The sequence below is a fragment of the Microcoleus sp. AT8-A3 genome (assembly GCF_036705675.1).
In the GTDB taxonomy this organism is placed as follows: domain Bacteria; phylum Cyanobacteriota; class Cyanobacteriia; order Cyanobacteriales; family Microcoleaceae; genus Microcoleus.
The window spans coordinates 54,247-69,457 of the sequence record NZ_JAUBVD010000009.1; the positions used below are offsets into that span (position 1 = coordinate 54,247).

Consider the following 15,211-nt stretch of genomic DNA (forward strand, 5'->3'; position numbering starts at 1 on the left):
ACCTCGAACCGGAGACTAAATTAGTAGATGCACCCTGATTAATTAACTCCCGACCAATTTTGGCCGGGTTTTTTTTGGGCGATCGCACCCCAAACCACAAATTTTCCCAAAGTTTCCCAAACAGTCCGGAACAGGTGCACCTCGAACCGGAGACTAAATTAGTAGATGCACCCTGATTAATTAACTCCCGACCAATTTTGGCCGGGTTTTTTTTTCGTATTGCAGTCAAAACCACAAAATTTCAATAAATCAATAATTATCCGCGTTAATCTGCGTACATCGGCGGTTAAAAATCAAATTGATCCCGAACATCGTCCTAGCCACTGGAAAGTAAATAAAGATGCACCCTGATTAATAAACCCCAGCCAATTTTGGCCGGGGTTTTTTTTGCTCGAAAGCTGGATTAGTCGATCGACCTACAACACATCAAAAGACTGCACCTCAAGCACCGGGCCGATCATAGCAAAAGTCATCACATCCTTGCGGACTTCACCTTTGACACTGACTTTCAAATCAGCTTTTTTCAACTCAGAAGGAGCATTCTTAAGTTCGTAAGTTTCCCCATCTTCGCCAACCAAAGCCCAAGTGCCCGGGCCTAATCCTTTGCGTTCAATTTTGCCTTTGACAGTAATACTCATGCCGATCGCACCTCTGTTTTAATTGCTAAACGCGCCAGTCCGAAACACAGAAAAGCATTGACAATCAAGAATGTTTGTGATAATAAACCTGTGCCCAATCCCCAGACTGCGGGAGACACAAAAGCATTCACCGCTAAACTGCTAGCAAAGCCGATCGAAATGGCGATCGCGATCCACTTCCACTGTTGATGTCCCAACAGCAAAGCAATCAAAATCCCAGGAATCAAAACGCTAGCAAAAAAGGGATTCAGCATACTGCTGCCAGTAATTGCACCGCCGAGTTCGGGAATAGAACTGCCCATCACCCGCATCGGCCACTGCGGCAAGTCAAATACAAACAAGTTCCGCAGGAAAAAGAACCCAGAACTACCAGCAATCAAGCCACCGGAAAAGCCCCAAGTCCAGGCGAAGGGGAAATAATTCCGCATCAAGAAAGCCAGCAGGTAAGAACCGAGCACCATTGCAATTTTAGGCAACAGGGCGACTGCGCCGCCGTCAATCCAAAAGCGGGGGTTGAGATAGCCGTTATCGCGCAGCCAGCGGAAAAAATCGCGGAAGTTGATTTGTCCGCGCTGGGCTAGCTGAACTGCTGCGGCTGCGTCTAGGTGTCCTGAACCAAAATGGTTTAAGGGATCTTCAGTGACAGTTCGCGACGACTGCAAGAGTACGCTGCGAATTGCGTCTGGTTCTGTGATACCGGAAGCCTTGACAAGGGCTGCAACGGCTGCAACGTGGGGAGAAGCCATGCTAGTGCCTTGGTAGCCTTCAAAGACTTCGGCGCCGGTTTCCGGGTCGATCGTACTTTGCAGGATCTTGCCCATTTCAGAACCGCCGGGGGCTGCAATGTCAACCCCTGCGCCGAAATTGGAGTAAGAGGCTTTTTCGTCGTCGGGGCCGAGGGCGGAAACGCCGATGACGTGGGGATAGCGGGCGGGATAGGAAGCGGAACTGTCGCCGGAGTTGCCGGCGGCTGCGATGATGACAACGCCTTTAGAGTGGGCGTAGTCGATCGCCTCGGACATTAACTGACTTTCACCGCCGCCACCGAGACTCATGTTGATGACATCTGCGCCGTTGTCAGCAGCAAATTTAATTGCTTCGGCGATGTCGGAAACCGTGCCGCCACCGCTGCCGCTTAACACTTTTAGCGGCATTAAAGCTGCTTCGTAGGCGATGCCCGCAACGCCGTAATTGTTGTTAGTTGATTGGGCGACAGTACCTGCGACGTGAGTACCGTGGCCGTTGTCATCGTAGGCTTCGGCGCGATCGTTTACAAAGTCGTAGCCCGGTACAAATTTGGTTTCTTTTAAGTCAGCGACTGGAGTAATACCCGTGTCAATTATCGCTACTGTTGTGCCGCTGCCTTTGGTTTCGTTCCAGGCAGATTCTACATTGATACTGCGGAGATTCCACTGCTTGGTATACATGGGGTCGTTGGGAATCTCGAAAGCGCTGTAGACGTAGTTCGGTTCAATGTATTCGGTATCTTTAGCCAAATTTGATTTTCTCAGGGCGTTTAGCAAAGTGCGATCGCCCTTAACTACATATACATTGTCTGCCGCTGAGAATTCGCTGTTGAGTTGCGGTGCGACTTGGTACTGTTGGGCGATCGCATTTACTTCTTTCGCAATCTCAGCAGCACCCAAATCTTCGCGGAAATCCAGCACAATCGAGTCGTAAGTGCCTTGAGTAGCAAGTCCTGGGAAATTAGAAATCGCCCAGCCGAGCCCGATTAAAAATAAGCACAGAAGGAAAAACTTTTTCATTGCCGATCGTCCGTTTAGGGAAGGCGTGTTCACCACAATAACCCAATTTTCACTGCCCGCGCCAGTTTTCCTTGCTGTGGCTTGTGGATATCTCGCACGCGGGCGTTTGGTATTTTTCGGCTGTGGCTGTTGCTCGATCAAAAATTGCTCTAATTTCTAGTTTAAATTGCAGAGCAAGTTTTAGGAGTTCAATTAATTGTATCATTAGAGAAGATGAGAAACAGAACAAGCGAGTATTTTCAACAAGGGTATTGCATGGAAAGAGGTTTAATGTGGCTGCCCCTGCTGGCAATCTTTATCGGGCTGGCTTGGGCAGGGTGGAACGAGTATCAAAAGCTGGAAGCGTATCGCGTCTGGGCAGAACAATTCGCTAAAGCCAAGTACGATATTTATGCTGTACTCGGTCAGCAAGAAGACTGTTTAACTTGGGGAAAACCTACTCGCAGCGGGCCTGTAAATTTGCAAACTTTTTCTTTAAAAGACGTGCAGTCGCTGCGGTTGTTAGTCAACTCTCAGGCAGTTGATTTAGAGTCGCCGCCGAATTCGGGAAGTCCAATCGCCCTCGAATTTTTGTTGAAAGATGCTGCTGCGGTGCAGGTTCCTTTTACAGAAATTCCTCTAGCGACTAAATGGGGAAAACACTTACAGCAAGAATTGCAGCGCTTTAGGTAAAAACACTCTCCGGCGGGGCAGTGTATGGGGAGCATCTCAATGAAAGCAACCAAGCCCAAAATTGGAGTTTGGAGGCAGGAGTTTGGAGGCAGGAGGCAGAAGAAAACAGGAAGAAGGAAGGAGCCAGAAGAAGTATTTTTCCAAATATAAGATGCTCCCAGCGTATTAGATATGAACTCGGCTACTTGAAGTTACAAAAGTCTGTAAAACTGGTAGTAGAAATAGAAGTTACGCACCAAATCCTTTGAACTGCCATCTATAGGGGTAAAGTACGCACTGATCGCCCGGAGGACATGAGTTATTACAGTAAGTAGTAGGAGTAGTGTTCCCGTGCTTAGCCCGCTCGTGTTCCGTGCGTACCTTACAGTTCAAGTTATTGACCCCCTCGCATCCAGGATACCCGCCACGTGATTCATCCGTCCAGAAATAAAAAACCTGTATCCGATGAAAATTGGCGAACGTATTTATCTGTGGGGTCAATGCTTTAATCTAAAATCTAAAATCTAAAATCTAAAATCGATTGACCCGCGCGTCCTAAAACAGCTAAATTGCCAGCCCCCCAATCTGCGGAATGCAAACACAAGAATTTTTACAGCGCTATCAACAGGGAGAGCGCAACTTTGGTCACATTGACCTTAGCGGCGCTAGTTTAAGCGGTGTTAACCTGCGAGAAATAGACCTCACTGGTGCTAACTTGACCGGTGCTAATTTGAGCTGGTCTTTTTTGAGCAATGCCAAGTTGATAGGGGCTTGTTTGCGGCGCGCGGATCTCCGCAGTGTGGGGCTGGCTGGGGCGAATCTGAGCGGGGCAAATTTGAGCGGGGCAAATCTTGCTAAAGCGGATTTGCGCCTTGCTTGTTTGGAAGCCGCAGAACTCAATTGGGCCGCGTTTCCGGAAGCGGATTTGGGCGGTGCTAATCTTCAAGGAGTTAAATCTGACCAAATTAATTTGGCTGGGGCTAAACTCGACGGCGCGAAGTTGATGGAGGCGGAATTGATGGAGGCGAATCTCAACCGCGCCAGTCTTGTTGGTGCTAATTTAACGGGTGCTAATTTGCGGGAAGCGCATTTGGTGGAAGCGAATTTGCGATCGGCAATTTTGAGCGGTGTAAATTTGATTGAAGCTGACTTGAATGGCGCTCAAATGCGATCGGCAAATCTGACGGGCGCTGACTTGCACCGAGCTGTGCTGGCGGGGGCGGATTTGACTGAGGCGGTGCTGGATAACGCTGATTTGAGTCGAGCTAATCTGGCGGGTTCTTATTTATTGAAAGCGAGTTTTAAGAAGGCGCTTTTGCTGCGAGCTAACCTGCAAGGAGTGTATTTACTGCGAGCTGATTTGAGCGAAGCTAATTTGCGAAGTGCTGATTTGCGGAAAGCTGATTTGAGTGGCGCTTATTTGATGGATGCGATGTTGAGTGAGGCGGATTTAAGAGAAGCTTGTTTGATTGAGTGCCGTTTGATTCGGACGAATTTGGAGGGGGCGCAGCTTACGGGTTGCTGCATTCAAAATTGGCAAGTTCAAGATGTCGATCTGTCGAGAGTTGACTGCAGCTATGTTTTTACTGAGTTTGATTATACTGCCAAAGTTGCGGCCAATCGCTTTCCGGTCGATCGCGATTTTGAGTCGGGGGAATTGGGGCGGCAGCATCAAGAGGACAGTTCTATTGTCAAGGTGTGTTTTGATGAATCTCCTAATTGGGAGGCTTTGGTTTTTACGCTGCGTCGGGTGGAGTTGGAAAGCCACGAACTCAAATTCAACGTTCAATTTTTTGATTCTGCGGGAGAACAAAGTTTACTGCGGCTGAGCGCGAACCGTTTGGTAAACGGCAAGATTTTGGGCGATCGCATTTTGGAGCTTTATCCAGATATGTTGGAAAAGGTTTTAGCCAAAGGTGCTGAAATTTTGAGTTTGCTCGACTTGGCTGTTCCTAGTAACAATGCGGAGGCGAGTCACAAGGAGGCTTTGCTCAGAAGACAGGAAATCTACCAGCGAATGGTGCGCCAAATTTCGTTTATTTTGATGTCTCAGACGCCGGATAAATTCTCCGAAAGCGTGCAGCGGCTGTTGGATTATTTGAAGCAGCAAGGTATCCCGACAGAGCAGATTCAAAAGAAAGTCATCAGTCAGGCGATCGTGCAGCGCGCCAAGCAAGACCCAGTTTTTCGCGAACAGTTGCTCGCGTGGGAGAAAACGGCGTCCGATCGCGTTCGCGGTTCGATGATGGGGGAAGCGGTGCGGTTTGCGATCGCTCTTTTGCTCAATTATTAACAGTTAATTGTGAACACTTAAAGCCGGAGAGCGACTAATACCCGCACTTGCTCGTCGGTGTCGGAAACTGCCAGCGATCGTGCATTACTGCCAAGCAATACCAAGTTTTTCGGGAACATTTGCTCAGGTGGGAGAAAACGGCTTCGGAGTGCGATCGCTCTTCGGTAATGGGGGAAGCCGTGCGGTTTGGGATGCCCTTTTGTGGGCATGAATACACACAAAATCTTACCCCCATTAAAAATCCTCCAACCGGATCTCGATTTAACTGTCCGGTTGATTAGAATATAGTTCAGTTTCCTCCTTCAAAAGATTACACAACTCATTCAAATCTTTCTTACTGTGTTCAATCAGTTTTTCACCTCGCTCCTCAAGGTGATCGATATTACTGGGACTTGCGTTGTCCATTTGGTCTTGACTATTATCGCTACTCAATTGAAGTTGAAAACGATAGTAGTTTCGGTTATTATCTTTGTCTCCTTTACTCACCATTAGCTGCTGAAGCTGAAACGCAACAGATTCGCTTTGACCATCTAAAACAACGTTAAGTAAGGGAAGCGCCCATTTGATTTGTCCCCAATTTTTGGCATCTCTATACTTATACCTCCTGGTGACTGAGCCAGTACCCAAAGAAACAACAAGGGTATCCTTACGGTGTAGTTCTTCATCAGTCTTTTTCTTGTAAGAAATCATTGCCTCCATCATTGCAATTGAAGCAGGATTATTTGCAAAAACTCCACCGTCTACCAAAGCGTAATGTCCCTCATCGGTAGTATGTGCCGTTTCGAGTTCGTAGGGTGGAAAGAATGTCGGTGCAGCAGAAGTTGCCATGGCTGCCTCCCACATTTTGAATCCACTACATAGTTTGCGGCTATGAATACTGTCGCATTCCTCTGCGTCCGGATTGCTTGTAAAAAAAACTGGTGCTCTCAGTTCGATATCATAGCTGGGGATGAAAATTTCTCGTAAGGCATCTTCAACCTTAGCTTCACCTAGAAGATCCTTTAAAACTTGTTGCTTACCTTTTGGGTTGTGCTTGGGTTGTAGCAACTCGTCAAAAGACATTGGAATATTCTGATTAAAAACCTTTTGTCCATACTTGCGATAGAAATTTACAAGTTCGGCAGCGGTATACTCTGGCTCACGATTGATGCTAGAGTCTGAGTTCTTTCTAGTTAAACCCAGTGCTAAAATTCCTCCTGTTGAAGTGCCTGCAATAAAATCAAACATTGTTGCTATGCGTTTTCCTGTGCGCTCTTCAATGTAGTTGAGAACGATCGCAGGAATAATACCTCGGATACCGCCACCATCAATTGAGAGAATTCTTCTCTTGAATTTAGTAGCCATCACATTTACTCCTTTAGATATTGCTTAAGTTGTCAAGATAAATGAAACAAACTCAGGATCGCGAATTAAATAACTTACAATTTTAATTGTTATTGTGGGATGGGCGTCCCGCCCGTCCAAAAAGAATGGGCGTCCCGCCCATCCCACTTTCAAGAGTGGAAGTTATTTAATTCTCATTCCTCATACAGGATCAAAATACCAATAACCAACGTCATCTTATAGTTTGCGGTTGCCTCGAAATAAGAAAATCGAGTCAATAGTTAACACTCAAACATTGAGTTTTTGGCTTCCGACTAAACAGTCAACAGTCAACAATCATAAGGAGTGCAACCGGAATTGATATGAATCCAACCCGTTATTAGTGCGGTAACTTGCTGAGGGCGTGCCAAGTTCTATAGCCGACAATTCCATCTTGCGGTAAAGCCTTGATCAGTTGCAATTGTCGCACGGCTACATCTGTCATCGGCCCGAAGAATCCGTCAATGAATCCGAAATAGTATCCATTGATTTTCAAGACATTCTGAACAATTTTAACAGCATTACCAGAACTGCCCTTCATGACGACCGGCATATTCACAGGTGCACCAGAGTATAGTGCTTCCCAAGTGATAGGGCCGACAATCCCATCTTCTTTTAAAAAGACGCGGTGTTGATAGCCTTTGACCGCGTTTTGAACTTGGACACCGAAGATACCGTCAATCGGGCCAAAATAATAACCCCAATGATATAGAAGCTGTTGTAGTTCCTTGACAGCTTGACCTGTTGAACCCATTTGTAAAGTGGGTTTGTTTACTCCCGTGGTTTCAGCAAATGCAATAGTTGATTGAGCAGTAGTATCGGCGACGAGAGCCATAGTTTCATTGTTCAAGCTTCTTTCTTCGGTGTACATAATGTGCTTCCTCTCAACATTTAAGTTTTGGTGTTTGATATTTCAGGTATAACTGGTGGAATTTGTGGATGCACAGTCACTTTTTCGAGTGTCACTCATTTGAGTGTCACTCGTTTGAGTTAGTCCCAGTGTTAACTGTTAATATCACTTCCGGCTGCGCCCGAATGATATACAGAAAGAATGTTAAGAGTGCAAGGAAGATAAGTTATGCTTAAACGTCTAAAGTTGGAGCTTCCTCAAACTCCAGAAAGAAGACCAGGCATGATTAATTTTCGGAGGTGTCTAAAGGATTGTTTCTACTTACCAGTCTTGGCTGCGTAGCCGGCGACCCGCTAAAGCCCGGATTTGCTCTTCTGCGTCGGAAACTGCAAGCCTCGTGTAGCGGGCTAAGCAAGACCCGGCTTTTCCGGAACAGTTGCTCAGGTCGGAGAAAACGGCTTCGGAGCGCGATCGTTGTTCGATGATGAGGGAAGCGGTGCGGTTTGCAATTACCCTCTTGATCAATTATTAACAGTTAATTGTTAACACTTGAAGCCGGAGAGTGGCTCATACCTTCACTTGCTCTTCTGCGTCGGAAACTGCAAGCGATCGTGCATTACTGCCAAGCAAGACCAAGCTTTTCGCGAACAGTTGATCAGGTGGGAGAAAACAGGTTCGGATCGTGTTGGTTGTTCGATGATGGGGGAAGCGGTGCGGTTTGCGCTCGGTCTTTTGTGGGAATGAATAGATATAGAAGTCAAAAGCCAGCCCAGGGAGGGCTGGATGCCTGTCCCCCAAGAAACGAACTATATCAAATTTTTTATAATCATCAATTCGACAATCAAAAGCATACAAGAAGAGAACATCATTTCATTACATTTATGCAAATATTCAGTGTAACTAATGGTATTTAATGCTCCCGTCCCTCCTGAACGATACTGAATAATGTTTGAGTTTATTTGCAGTTTCATCGCACCATGATGCGATGCATTCCTTAGCGTACTATCTAAACACTGAACGACAGGAGCAAAGCTGTGTCTATTTTTAAAGGGGTTAGCTCTATTAGCCTTATTTATAGTCATATATTTCTTCAGATCCATCTCTTCAAAAATATCAAAATTACGACCACTTAATATGTTATTTATACCTGCCAAAATGAAAAGACTTGAAGTTATGTGTTCGTAGATATTTCCATAAAACATCTTTAGGTTTCTAAATTTATTGGAGGACAGTGATATATCCTCTGGAATTTTCTGTTTCTGCTTTGCATACAGATAGAGCTGAAGTAGGTCGTCATAATTTTTCAAGTAATCATTAAAACTTTCTAAATGGCGCTCTAGGCAATCTTCTACGTGTTCCTTCAAATAGTATGAGCGAAGATTGTAATATTGTAAGGAATTTTGGCTTTTGGCTTCCTTAATTTCATTCAATATAGTTTTCATTTCTTCGCTCCGGTCTTCACCAATAAACAAAGCACTAAACATTAGAATTGATTCGTGCAAAGGATAAGATTTATCAAATAAATCCTCGGCAAGTTTATCTAAGTATTCAAGTGCAAGATTCTCTTTGCCTCTGTTGTGAAGAGACCAAGCTTTAATCAAAAATTCCAGCTTCTCTCTTAAATTTCTCAAGCCTCCTACCAATGAAAAAATATCTAGTATTTGCTTTCCTGAGAAGTAATCTTTTGTTTTTTCAATTCTTTCAAAAGCACCCAATCGCTCAGCTTGATGAATCGAAGAAAAGTAATATTCATTATGCAAATATTTTTCGGCAACAAGGAAATTGGGGTCTAAATTTATAACGGTTCCTTCAGTTTGACAAACTTCACAGTTGCTAACTGTAGAAAACTTAGTTTGTGGAGCCTTGAAGCCTGGCAAATTATCAAACCTACGCCAGTCATCAAAATCAATGTCCAAGCGAACAGACATATCCTCACCACAATTTACGCAAGGGAAGGTATGCTCTTGATAACGATCAGTTCCCAGTGAGATGCGTAGAGTATGGTTTGTTTTGCAGGTTCCGCAACTAACTGTCCAACGCTGAATAACCATAATTTTCGGAAAGGTCTAAAGGATTGTTTCCACTTACCAGTCTTGGCTGCGTAGCCGGCGACCCGCTAAGGCCCGCACTTGCTCTTCTGCGTCGGAAACTGCAAGCGATCGCAACAAGGGCACAACTCCCGGATTTTCGGGATAATGTTCGATAATAGCTTCGAGTGCTGTAAATCTGGGATTGTAAGGAAAAGAACCGTTTTGATTGTCAGGATCGCTCAAAGTTCGATCGCGCAAAAACTCAAACATTCCCGGCTCATCTTTCCATCCCCGCATTAACTCTACCAGGGCGATCGCCCGCACCTGCGAATCTTGATCTTTTTGAGCTCTAATTTTCAGCCACTCGAAAGTTTGAGACTGATTTGTCCACCCGCGCGCTAACTTTTGCAAAGCGATTTGCCTGACAGCGGGACTCTCATCGCCCTCTGCTTTAGCCTCCAGCAGCATCCAAGTTTCAGGATTGTCTGGCCAGTTGTAAGCGAGTTCAAGCACCGCCGCTTCCCGCACTAGCGCTTCCCCAGAATCGAGCTGAATTTTCAGCCAAGACAAGGTTTCCGGGGCGTCGGGCCACCCCCGCACGATCGATCGCACCAGCACGCTCAGCAGGTGAGAATCATGCTCATACTCGACCCGGCTTTTGAGGAAAGGCAGCGTCTCGCCCCGATGAGACCAGCGTTTTGCGATCTCTGCCACCGCAGTTTCTCGGACGTTCAGGTGTCTGTCAGACGCGGCGAGATTTTGCAACCAGCCAAAGATTTCGAGACTGCCTGATGCCAGTGCGGCGACAGCCTCCACTACTACTTGCCGCACAGTCCAGTAATCCTCGGAATCAGCTATTTTTTGCAGCAGGGGCAGGGTTTCTGGGTGATCGGGCCAACCTGCGGCTATCTGTTGTAGGGCTATTTCTCGCAGGTCGGCGTCGCGATCGCCCAATGCTATATTTTTCAAAAAAGTCAGAGTTTCGGGGTTCCCTGGCCAGCCAGAGGCTATTGCTTGCACTGCTGAGCGCCGGACGCTGGAACTCGCGTCGGACTCGGCTTTAGTCTTCAGCAGCGGGTAAATGTCTGGTTCGTCGGGCCAGTGCGAGGCCAATTCTTCTAAGGCTGCTGTCCGCACTTCTTTACTGCTGTCAGATTCGGCTAGGGTTTTCAGCAGCAGGCAAACGTCGGCTGCGGCGGGCCAGCCCGCTGCCAACTCCCGCACCGCTACGGTTCGCAGGATAGAACTTCCTGTCTGGGCAAGGTTTTTGAGCAGGGAGGCCGTGCCTAAAAGGCTGTGCCAACCTCTGGCTATTTCTTGCCACGCACAGACTCGCACTCCCAAATTTTCGTCGGATTCGGCGGCGGTTCTCAGCAGCAGCAAGGTATCTGTGCGATCGGGCCAATTAGAGGCCAACTGTTCGAGTGCTGCGGTGCGGACTGCGGGACTTTGATCTGACATAGCCAGGGCACTCAGCAGCGGCAAGGTATCGCTCGTGTCGGGCCAACCACAAGCCATTTCTCGCGCACAGGTCGATCGCACTGCCCAGCTTGGATCTGATTTGGCGAGGTTTTTGAGCATCAGGTAAATTTCTGGCTGATCTGGCCAACCACGGGCTATTGCTTCGACTGCTGTGGATCGGACTTCGCCACAGTCGGTGGAGTGAGCGAGTATTTTCAGCCAGGGCAGGGTTTGCGGGTCGTTTTTCCAAGTTTGGGCGATCGCGGCGATCGATCGATTGCGAATTTGATAAGTTTCCTGCAATTCTTGAGCGCTTTGATAAAGAATCAGGAAACCCGTACCGTATTGCGATAACTTTTTTAAAGCGTTTAACAGTTTTTTGGCAGTTTTTTTATTAATATCATTTTCAACTTTTAACAAGCATTGCGCTGCTAAAAACAAATTAATAAATTTTTCTTGTTGACCGTTCTGATCTGTGAGATATTCTATAATTTGGCTCGCTGTTTCTTTGTCGAGCTTAGCTGCAATTTCTCTGAGGACTTCGTGCAAAGATTCGTCCCGCCAGTGCTGGCCGAAAACTTGTATGTTGAGTTCGCCCCAAGTCAGTTGACCGATTTGGAGTTGGGCATGGATTAACTCTGCTACAATCTGGGGATTATTTTCGGAAACAAGTTTTTTTAACAACATACCGATACCCTGCCCCTTAAGTTTGTTTGCATTGACCATCCTCGCATCAGCTCGGATATTAATTGAGATTTTTTTGAGCGAGCGTGGAGTATGGAGCCAATCGACTCTATTTTATACGAAAAATACTGAGTCGGGAGGGCCCTAATGCAAAATCCGCCAGCACCCACAGAAATGTTAGGTGGTGGCGGATGGCGATCGAACAATTAAGCCGCTGAATCTAACTAACAGCTACTTGGACGCGATCGGCTACAACCCGAACCGCAAAAGTAGGAATCTTTACCGTTTCATCATCCAGACATTGCCCGGTAGTCAGACTAAAGTTTTGTTTGTAAATGGGAGAAGCAACTTTGAGAGTGCCGTTGCGATCGCCCACAATTCCCCGCGACAAAACAAAAGCTTTGCTAAACGGGTCATAATTGCTAAGCGCATAAACTTCATCCCCGTTTCCCACTCGGAAAATCGCCACTTGTTCGCCTTTAACTAAAGCGCAAACTCCAGTATAAGGGGCGATCGCATCCAGAGAACACACATCTACCCAAGTAGTCACAGTATCCGAAACTTGTAATGATTGAACCATTTTCTTTTCCTGTTATTTTACTTCAATCTCGTTCCCAGTCTCCGGCTGGGAACGTAGGTTTCGAGGCTCTGCCTCGCCTCGCGGAAGGAGGCTCTGGCTTACGGTTAGAGGAGGCAGAGCCTCCGGGACTTCATTCCCAGGCTCTGCCTGGGAACGAGATTAATTTACTTCAATCTAGTGTTCTTGTTCCCCCCTTATTAAGGGGGGCTAGGGGGGATCTCCGGGTTTCCTAGGCTCTGCTTGGAAACCCGATTATATGGGTTATTCCGAAACTCCAGCCAGAGCCTTTTCATGTTCGTTAGCCGGCCGCGTTTGTCCCCGTTCCGCAACACGAACAATACTCGGATCGGGCAAATCGGAATTCACAAAATGCTGGAATCGCTGCACCTTTTGTGGGTCTTCAATCGTCGTTTTCCACTCACATTGATAAGTATTCACTAAATGTTCCATCTGCGCTTCTAATTCAGCACAAATGCCCAGAGAATCCTCAATTATTACCTGTTTCAAATATTCAATTCCGCCCTCAAGTTTGTTCAACCAAGTAGCAGTGCGTTCCAATCTGTCGGCGGTGCGGATGTAGAAAACCAAGAATCGATCGATATACTTAATCAGCGTTTCCTTATCGATATCCGTCGCCAGCAAAACCGCGTGCTGTGGCTTAATACCGCCGTTGCCACACACATACAAATTCCAACCATTCTCTGTCGCAATTATCCCAAAGTCCTTGCTTTGAGCTTCCGCGCATTCGCGAGTGCAACCAGAGACAGCAGATTTGAGCTTGTGGGGCGATCGCAAACCACGATACCGCAATTCAACTTCGATCGCCAAACTCGTTGAATCCTGCACCCCAAAGCGGCACCAAGTGCTACCAACACAAGATTTTACAGTACGCAGAGCCTTACCGTAAGCGTGTCCCGACTCAAATCCCGCATCAATCAACCGCCGCCAAATATGCGGCAATTGATCCACGCGAGCCCCAAACAAATCAATCCGTTGCCCGCCAGTAATCTTAGTATAAAGCCCAAAATCCCTGGCAACTTCTCCCAAAACAATCAACTTATCGGGAGTGATTTCTCCCCCCGGTATTCGCGGCACTACCGAATAAGTACCGTCGCGCTGAATGTTGGCCAAAAAGTAATCGTTCGTATCTTGCAAAGCGACGTGAGACTTCTCTAAAATGTGGTCATTCCAAGTAGAAGCCAGCATCGAACCAACAGCAGGCTTGCAAATTTCGCAACCCTTACCTTTGCCGTGTCTTTCAATCAACTCCTCAAAGGTTTTAATCTCTTGAGAACGGACTAAATGGTACAATTCTTGACGAGAATATTCAAAGTGTTCGCAGAGATTATTTTTGACTGCAAACCCAGCTTTCTTCATCTCCGCCTTGAAGATATCCGTCACCAAAGGCACGCACCCGCCGCAGCCCGTCCCAGCTTGAGTGCATTTTTTGACGCTGGCAACATCGGTTAAATTATGCTCGCGAATCGCTGCACAAATCTGCCCTTTGGTAACATTATTGCAAGAACAAATTTGAGCCGAATCCGGCAAACTGTCAACTCCAAAACCCGCCGGTACTCCCCCTTCTCGCGGTGGCATTAATAAATCTTCGGGATGCGGCGGCAGAGCAATTTCATTTTGCATGAATTGCAGCAAAGTGCCGTAAGCCGAAGCATCTCCCACGAGAATTCCGCCTAAAATTCGGCTGCCGTCTTGATTTAAAACTAATTTTTTGTAAATGCCTTGGAATGTGTCAGTGACAACAATTTCTTTAGCATCGCCCGACTTGGGAAAAGGCTCTCCAAAACTAGCGACATCCACTCCCAATAATTTGAGTTTAGTGGACATATCCGCACCTGTAAAAGTGCTTGTGGGACGGGCATCTTGTCCGTCATCCGCTACACGGCTCAAAATATCTGCTGCTACGCTTGCCATTGTATACCCAGGCGCAACTAAGCCGTAGATGCGATTTTGATACAGGGCGCATTCTCCGATCGCATAAATGTCAGGATCGGAGGTTTGGCAGCTATCATTAATCAAAATGCCGCCGCGTTCACCTACTTCTATACCGCAACTTCTGGCAATTTCGTCGCGGGGCCGAATGCCAGCAGAAAACACAATCATATCTGTTGCTAATTCCGAACCGTCAGCAAACAGCATTTTAGTAACTTTGCCATCTTCACTGACAATTTCTGTGGTAGATTTGCTGATATGAACCGAAACCCCCAAATCTTCTATTTTGCTGCGGAGAATTGCCCCGCCAATTTCGTCAACTTGCACGGGCATCAGCCGCGAGGCAAACTCAACAACGTGAGTTTTCAAGCCCATATTTTGCAGAGCATTAGCACATTCTAGACCTAACAAACCGCCGCCAATTACTACACCTGTTTTGCAATTTTTAGCGTAATCGGACATCGCTTCCAGGTCGTCAATTGTCCGGTAAACAAAAGTTCCTGTAGCGTCTTTGCCTTGAATTGATGGCACAAATGGATAGGAACCGGTCGCGAGAACAATTTTGTCGTAGGGAACTTCTAAACCGTTGGCTGAAGAGACTGTTTTTTGTTCCCGATTAATGGCGACTGCTTTGTCGCCAATGTGAATCTGGATGCCGTTTTGTTGATAAAATCCCGGTGCAACTAAAGATAAATCTCCCGCTGTTTTGCCAGAGAAAAATCCGCTGAGGTTTACGCGATCGTAAGCAACGCGCGGTTCTTCACAAAAAGTAATTAAATTCCAGTGTTTGGCAGCATCCGAGCTCACCATTAACTCCAGGAACTTGTGACCTACCATGCCATTGCCGATTACAATGAGGTTTTTTTTGGCTGTCATGAGAATCTATTTTATCCCGTTTATCAGTCGTTGGGTTAATTAATATAAGAATTTATTATAAACTTTTGTA

12 protein-coding genes are annotated in these 15,211 nt (G+C 46.5%); 2 read left to right on the top strand and 10 right to left on the bottom strand.

Translation table 11 applies throughout. The annotated features are described in order from the left end of the window. The 3 genes from QUB51_RS07570 to QUB51_RS07580 all read right to left on the bottom strand — a co-directional run. On the bottom strand, positions 1-229 hold a 229-nt coding region (locus QUB51_RS07570; RefSeq protein ID WP_333260464.1), incomplete at its 3' end, for a hypothetical protein. A 187-nt stretch (positions 230-416) separates the two neighbouring features. Further along, on the bottom strand, positions 417-638 hold the full coding sequence (locus tag QUB51_RS07575) for a hypothetical protein (protein ID WP_333057430.1): 222 nt from the start codon (positions 636-638) through the stop codon (positions 417-419). Next, complete coding sequence (locus QUB51_RS07580; protein WP_333232134.1) at positions 635-2,404, bottom strand: S8 family peptidase; 1,770 nt, start codon at positions 2,402-2,404, stop codon at positions 635-637. Before QUB51_RS07580 ends, QUB51_RS07575 begins: the two co-directional genes overlap by 4 nt. 255 nt (positions 2,405-2,659) lie before the next feature. Here QUB51_RS07580 and QUB51_RS07585 point away from each other — a divergent pair, with 255 nt between their 5' ends. Further along, the gene (locus QUB51_RS07585) at positions 2,660-3,076 is read left to right on the top strand and encodes a hypothetical protein (RefSeq protein WP_333057452.1); all 417 of its coding nucleotides are present in this window, start codon (positions 2,660-2,662) and stop codon (positions 3,074-3,076) included. Positions 3,077-3,647: 571 nt separating this feature from the next. Next, on the top strand, positions 3,648-5,348 hold the full coding sequence (locus QUB51_RS07590; protein WP_333057429.1) for a pentapeptide repeat-containing protein: 1,701 nt from the start codon (positions 3,648-3,650) through the stop codon (positions 5,346-5,348). Between the two features lie 17 nt (positions 5,349-5,365). Here QUB51_RS07590 and QUB51_RS07595 read toward each other — a convergent pair whose 3' ends face one another. The 7 genes from QUB51_RS07595 to nirB form a co-directional block, all read right to left on the bottom strand. Continuing rightward, positions 5,366-5,557, bottom strand: coding sequence for a hypothetical protein (locus tag QUB51_RS07595; protein WP_333278521.1), 192 nt, complete (start codon positions 5,555-5,557; stop codon positions 5,366-5,368). Positions 5,558-5,609: 52 nt separating this feature from the next. After that, on the bottom strand, positions 5,610-6,692 hold the full coding sequence (locus QUB51_RS07600; protein WP_333260467.1) for a patatin-like phospholipase family protein: 1,083 nt from the start codon (positions 6,690-6,692) through the stop codon (positions 5,610-5,612). Positions 6,693-7,050: 358 nt separating this feature from the next. Continuing rightward, complete coding sequence (locus tag QUB51_RS07605) at positions 7,051-7,581, bottom strand: peptidoglycan-binding protein (protein WP_333260470.1); 531 nt, start codon at positions 7,579-7,581, stop codon at positions 7,051-7,053. A 785-nt stretch (positions 7,582-8,366) separates the two neighbouring features. Then, positions 8,367-9,611: a hypothetical protein gene (locus QUB51_RS07610; RefSeq protein WP_333260473.1), complete on the bottom strand. Its 1,245-nt coding sequence runs from the start codon at positions 9,609-9,611 to the stop codon at positions 8,367-8,369. Positions 9,612-9,644: 33 nt separating this feature from the next. Beyond that, complete coding sequence (locus QUB51_RS07615) at positions 9,645-11,738, bottom strand: HEAT repeat domain-containing protein (RefSeq protein WP_333260476.1); 2,094 nt, start codon at positions 11,736-11,738, stop codon at positions 9,645-9,647. Between the two features lie 217 nt (positions 11,739-11,955). After that, complete coding sequence (gene nirD / locus QUB51_RS07620) at positions 11,956-12,315, bottom strand: nitrite reductase small subunit NirD (RefSeq protein ID WP_333057424.1); 360 nt, start codon at positions 12,313-12,315, stop codon at positions 11,956-11,958. A 261-nt stretch (positions 12,316-12,576) separates the two neighbouring features. Then, a complete protein-coding gene (gene nirB, locus QUB51_RS07625) occupies positions 12,577-15,141 on the bottom strand; it encodes a nitrite reductase large subunit NirB (protein WP_333260480.1) in 2,565 nt (854 codons plus the stop codon). Between the last annotated feature and the right edge of the window lie 70 nt (positions 15,142-15,211).

Bases quoted from the DNA above. Each gene is read 5' to 3' on its own strand.
- QUB51_RS07575 (WP_333057430.1), bottom strand. From the start codon at position 638: ATGAGTATTACTGTCAAAGGCAAAATTGAACGCAAAGGATTAGGCCCG.
- QUB51_RS07595 (WP_333278521.1), bottom strand. From the start codon at position 5,557: ATGCCCACAAAAGGGCATCCCAAACCGCACGGCTTCCCCCATTACCGA.
- QUB51_RS07585 (WP_333057452.1), top strand. From the start codon at position 2,660: ATGGAAAGAGGTTTAATGTGGCTGCCCCTGCTGGCAATCTTTATCGGG.
- QUB51_RS07610 (WP_333260473.1), bottom strand. From the start codon at position 9,611: ATGGTTATTCAGCGTTGGACAGTTAGTTGCGGAACCTGCAAAACAAAC.
- QUB51_RS07590 (WP_333057429.1), top strand. From the start codon at position 3,648: ATGCAAACACAAGAATTTTTACAGCGCTATCAACAGGGAGAGCGCAAC.
- QUB51_RS07580 (WP_333232134.1), bottom strand. From the start codon at position 2,404: ATGAAAAAGTTTTTCCTTCTGTGCTTATTTTTAATCGGGCTCGGCTGG.
- QUB51_RS07600 (WP_333260467.1), bottom strand. From the start codon at position 6,692: ATGGCTACTAAATTCAAGAGAAGAATTCTCTCAATTGATGGTGGCGGT.
- nirB (WP_333260480.1), bottom strand. From the start codon at position 15,141: ATGACAGCCAAAAAAAACCTCATTGTAATCGGCAATGGCATGGTAGGT.
- QUB51_RS07615 (WP_333260476.1), bottom strand. From the start codon at position 11,738: ATGTTGTTAAAAAAACTTGTTTCCGAAAATAATCCCCAGATTGTAGCA.
- QUB51_RS07605 (WP_333260470.1), bottom strand. From the start codon at position 7,581: ATGTACACCGAAGAAAGAAGCTTGAACAATGAAACTATGGCTCTCGTC.
- nirD (WP_333057424.1), bottom strand. From the start codon at position 12,315: ATGGTTCAATCATTACAAGTTTCGGATACTGTGACTACTTGGGTAGAT.